4 protein-coding genes and 1 pseudogene are annotated in these 3,631 nt (G+C 67.6%); 1 reads left to right on the plus strand and 4 read right to left on the minus strand.

What is annotated here, in order from left to right; translation table 11 throughout:
• The 3 genes from AC1D2K_RS31910 to lgt all read right to left on the minus strand — a co-directional run.
• Nucleotides 1–1,196, minus strand: a 1,196-nt coding sequence (locus AC1D2K_RS31910; RefSeq protein ID WP_478094098.1) for a malonyl-CoA decarboxylase domain-containing protein, incomplete at its 3' end; no start/stop codon positions are given.
• A complete protein-coding gene (locus tag AC1D2K_RS31915; RefSeq protein ID WP_478094099.1) occupies nucleotides 1,193–1,861 on the minus strand; it encodes a GntR family transcriptional regulator in 669 nt (222 codons plus the stop codon). The genes AC1D2K_RS31910 and AC1D2K_RS31915, both read right to left, overlap by 4 nt.
• A 106-nt stretch (nucleotides 1,862–1,967) precedes the next feature.
• Nucleotides 1,968–2,795 (minus strand): prolipoprotein diacylglyceryl transferase, encoded by an 828-nt coding sequence (gene lgt, locus AC1D2K_RS31920; protein ID WP_478094101.1) that lies wholly within the window; start codon nucleotides 2,793–2,795, stop codon nucleotides 1,968–1,970.
• Between the two features lie 149 nt (nucleotides 2,796–2,944).
• Here lgt and bfr point away from each other — a divergent pair, with 149 nt between their 5' ends.
• Nucleotides 2,945–3,415, plus strand: a complete 471-nt coding sequence (bfr, locus tag AC1D2K_RS31925; protein WP_478094103.1) for a bacterioferritin — start codon at nucleotides 2,945–2,947, stop codon at nucleotides 3,413–3,415.
• A 6-nt stretch (nucleotides 3,416–3,421) separates the two neighbouring features.
• On the opposite strand, the pseudogene AC1D2K_RS31930 reads toward bfr, so the two are convergent.
• Nucleotides 3,422–3,631: pseudogene (locus AC1D2K_RS31930) on the minus strand (LysR family transcriptional regulator); the annotation flags it as partial.

The raw sequence follows: 3,631 nt of genomic DNA on the forward strand, positions 1-3,631 counted from the left end.
TTCAGCATCAGTTGCCGCACCGGCGATTTCACGTCGAGCACCATCGCCTCGTCGGCCGCGGCGAGGAAGCGCTCGGCCGAGGGCGGCAGCGAACCGATGACACGCCCCAGCTCGGCGGCCCGCTTCTCAYCGAGCCGCGCGAGCAGGCCGGCGGCGTGTTTGCCCAGCCAGCTGCGAAAGCCCGGGATCGGCGACAGTGTCGCGAAGGTCTTCAGGCGCGGCAGTTCTTGCTGCAGCGTCTCGACCACGCGCTTGATCAGCGAATCGCCGAAGCTCACGCCCTTGAGCCCGGTCTGGGTGCTGCTGATCGAATAGAAGATCGCGGTGGTCGCCCGGTCGGGCTTGACCAGCGCGGCGGCCTCGTCGAGCAGCGGCTCGATGCCCTCGCTGATGCGGTCGACCAGCGCCACCTCGACGAAGATCAGCGGCGTGTTGGGCAGGCGCGGATGGAAGAAGCCATAGCAGCGGCGATCGCTGTCGAGCCGGTTCTTGACGTCGGCCCAGCTCTTGATGTCGTGCACCGCCTCGTACTGGATCAGCTTCTCGATCAGCGAGGCCGGCGAGTCCCAGCTGATGCGCCGCAGGTCCAGGAAGGCCATGTCGAACCAGGTCGAGAACAGGTGCTCGAGTTCGGCATCCAGCGGCAGCAGCCGGCGATCGCCCTTCAGGTGCGGCAGCAGCTCGGCGCGCAGGTCGACCAGGAAGCGCATGCCATCCGGATCGATCGCGAAGCGCTGCAGCAGCCGCGCGCGCGGCGACGCCAGTGCACGCCGAAGCTGAACCTCGGCCTGGCCCTCGTCGGCCGTGCCGACCGCCGCCTCGTGCTGGTCGCGCGCACTGCTGAGCGTCTGCACATCGGGTGCGAAGCGCTCGCTCATCAAGAGCCAGATGTCGCGGCGCTCATCGAGTTCGCGGGCGGCATACCACTGCACCACCGCATGGGCACGCCGTCCGGCCTCGACCTCGCTCACACTGGGATCGACCACCGCCTGCAGCTCGACCAGCGCACGGCGCAACGCGCGCGGCGCGAGCGCTTCGCCCGGCCGGCGCAGCGTGGCTTCGAGCCGCTCCGCGAGCGGGCGCGGTCCGAGGGCGGCCTTCCTGGCCTTGCTTGCATCCGCGGCCTTGCCTGCGTCGGGCGAACTGCCCGGACGCAGCAGCGAGACGCCGCGCGTGATCCAGTCACTGGCATTCATGAGATGAGTTTCGCTTTCTGTTGCAGCGCGACGGCCCGCAGGGCTTCGCGCTGGCGGTTCAGGTGGGTGCGCATCGCGGCCTCGGCGCCGTCGCTGTCGCGCGCCTTGAGCGCGGCGAACACCGCGAGATGCTCGGACAGGCTTTGGTCGAGCCGCCCCGGCGCGTGCAGCTGCTGCTGCCGCGCCAGTTTGAGAATCTTGCGCAGGTCGCCGATCACCTGTGCCAGCCAACGGTTGTCGGCCAGCATGATGATGGCCTCGTGGATCGCGAAATTGGTCGCGTAGTAGTCGTTGATGCGCCGGGCCCGCGCATGCTTGGCGAGCCGGCCGTGCAGAGCCTCGAGGGCATCGAGGTCGGCATCGCTCGCATTGCGTGCAGCCTCCCAGGCGCAGCGGCCTTCGAGCAGCGCGATCACCGGGAAGATCTCGTCGAGGTCGCGCTGGGTGACCTCGGCGACGAAGCRGCCACGGCGCGGCTCGTGCCGCAGCAGCCCCTCGGCCGTGAGCACCTTGAGGGCCTCGCGCAAGGGCGTGCGCGAGATCTGGAGGCGGTCGCACACGGCAGCCTCGTCGATGAAGCTGCCCGGCGCCATCTCGCCGCCGAAGATCTCTTCGCGCAGCGCGGCGGCAACCTCATCGTGCAAGGAGTTCTGGACCAGGCGCATGGCTGAGCTTTCCGTAATTACGCGTAATTATCAGAATTCAGGGGCCACGTTGCAATGCCTTTCGACCTCCGTGGATACCCTCGCGCCGCCCCGGGGGCCAGGGCGATCAGCCCCGTGCCACGCCCGCCGCCTGCGCCGGCCGTGCGCTGGCATAGAGCCAGAGTCCGAAGGCGATCATCGGCACGCAGAGCCACTGGCCCATGCTCATGTTGAGCGCCAGCAGGCCCAGGAAGTCGTCGGGCTCCCTGAAATACTCGGCGATGAAGCGCATCAGGCCATAGCCGATCAGGAACACCGCCGATACGCGGCGCTCGCCGCGATCCTTGCGCGCGTAGAGCCACAGCAGCACGAACAGCAGCAGGCCCTCGAGCAGGAACTGGTAGACCTGCGAGGGATGGCGCGGCAGCATCGAGCCGCTCTGCGGGAACACCATGCCCCAGGGCAGGTCGGGACTGCTGAAGCGGCCCCACAGTTCGCCGTTGATGAAGTTGCCGACGCGCCCCGCCGCGAGTCCGGTGGGCACACAGGGCGCGACGAAATCCATCACCTGCCAGAACGGCCTGGCGCGCGAGCGCGAGAACCACACCATCGAGGCAATGACGCCGAGCAGCCCGCCATGGAAGCTCATGCCGCCCTGCCAGACGAAGAAGATCTCCAGCGGATGCGTGAGGTAGTAGCCCGGCTTGTAGAACAGGCAGTAGCCCAGCCGGCCGCCGACGATCACGCCCATCACGCCCAGGAACAGGATGTCTTCCACATCCTTGCGGGTCCAGGCGCCCGGGCCGGTGACCGAACGGAAGGGTTCGTGCCGAAGGCGGCGCGTGCCGAGGAAATAGAACAGCGCGAAGGCGGCCAGATAGGTCAGGCCATACCAGTGGATGGCGACCGGGCCGAGTTGCAGCGCGACGGGATTGATCTGCGGGTACATGAGCATGGGGAGATTGTGCCGCCCCGCGCCGCGGTCCCGAATGCGAACGCTTCTGATACCCACACCCATGCAGACTGCCGGCACGGGGTCATCGACCCCGCTGCCCCCCATCGCCGCGATACTTCTGGGTTCCAAGAACAACAAGGCACAGGCTCATGCAGGGAAATCCTCAAGTCATCGACTACTTCAAGCAACTGGTGCGCGGCGAACTCGCCGCACGCGACCAGTACTTCATCCATTCGCGCATCTACGAGGATCAGGGCTTCGTGAAGCTCTACACGCGCCTCGACCATGAGATGCAGGAGGAGACCCAGCACGCCGACGCGCTGATCCGCCGCATCCTGTTCCTCGGCGGCCTGCCGGACATGCGCCCGAAGGAATTCACGCCGGGCCTGACCGTGCCCGAGATGCTGAAGAAGGACCTGGCGACCGAGTACGAAGTGCGCGCCGCGCTGCAGGAAGGCATGGCGCTGTGCGAAAGCGTCGGCGACTATGTCAGCCGCGACCTGCTGCTGACCCAGCTTCGGGATACCGAGGAAGACCACGCCTACTGGCTCGAGAAGCAGCTCGGCCTGATCGACAAGGTCGGGCTCGAGAACTACCTGCAATCCCAATCGCAAGGCTGAAGGCGCTCAGCCGCCCGCTGCCATCCGCTCGCGCACGAAAGCCACGAAGCGCGCCAGCGCCGGGTGCCCGTCGCCGTCCAGCCAGACCATGCTGGTCTCGCACAGCGGCACGGCGGGCGGCCGCTTCTTGCCGCGCGAGCCCGCCGCGTCAGGCGTCCGGTAGACCACGCCAGGCCGCCGAAACTGCATGACGCTCTCGGGCACCCAGGCCAGTCC

The organism is Variovorax sp. P1_H12_2, assembly GCF_056405335.1.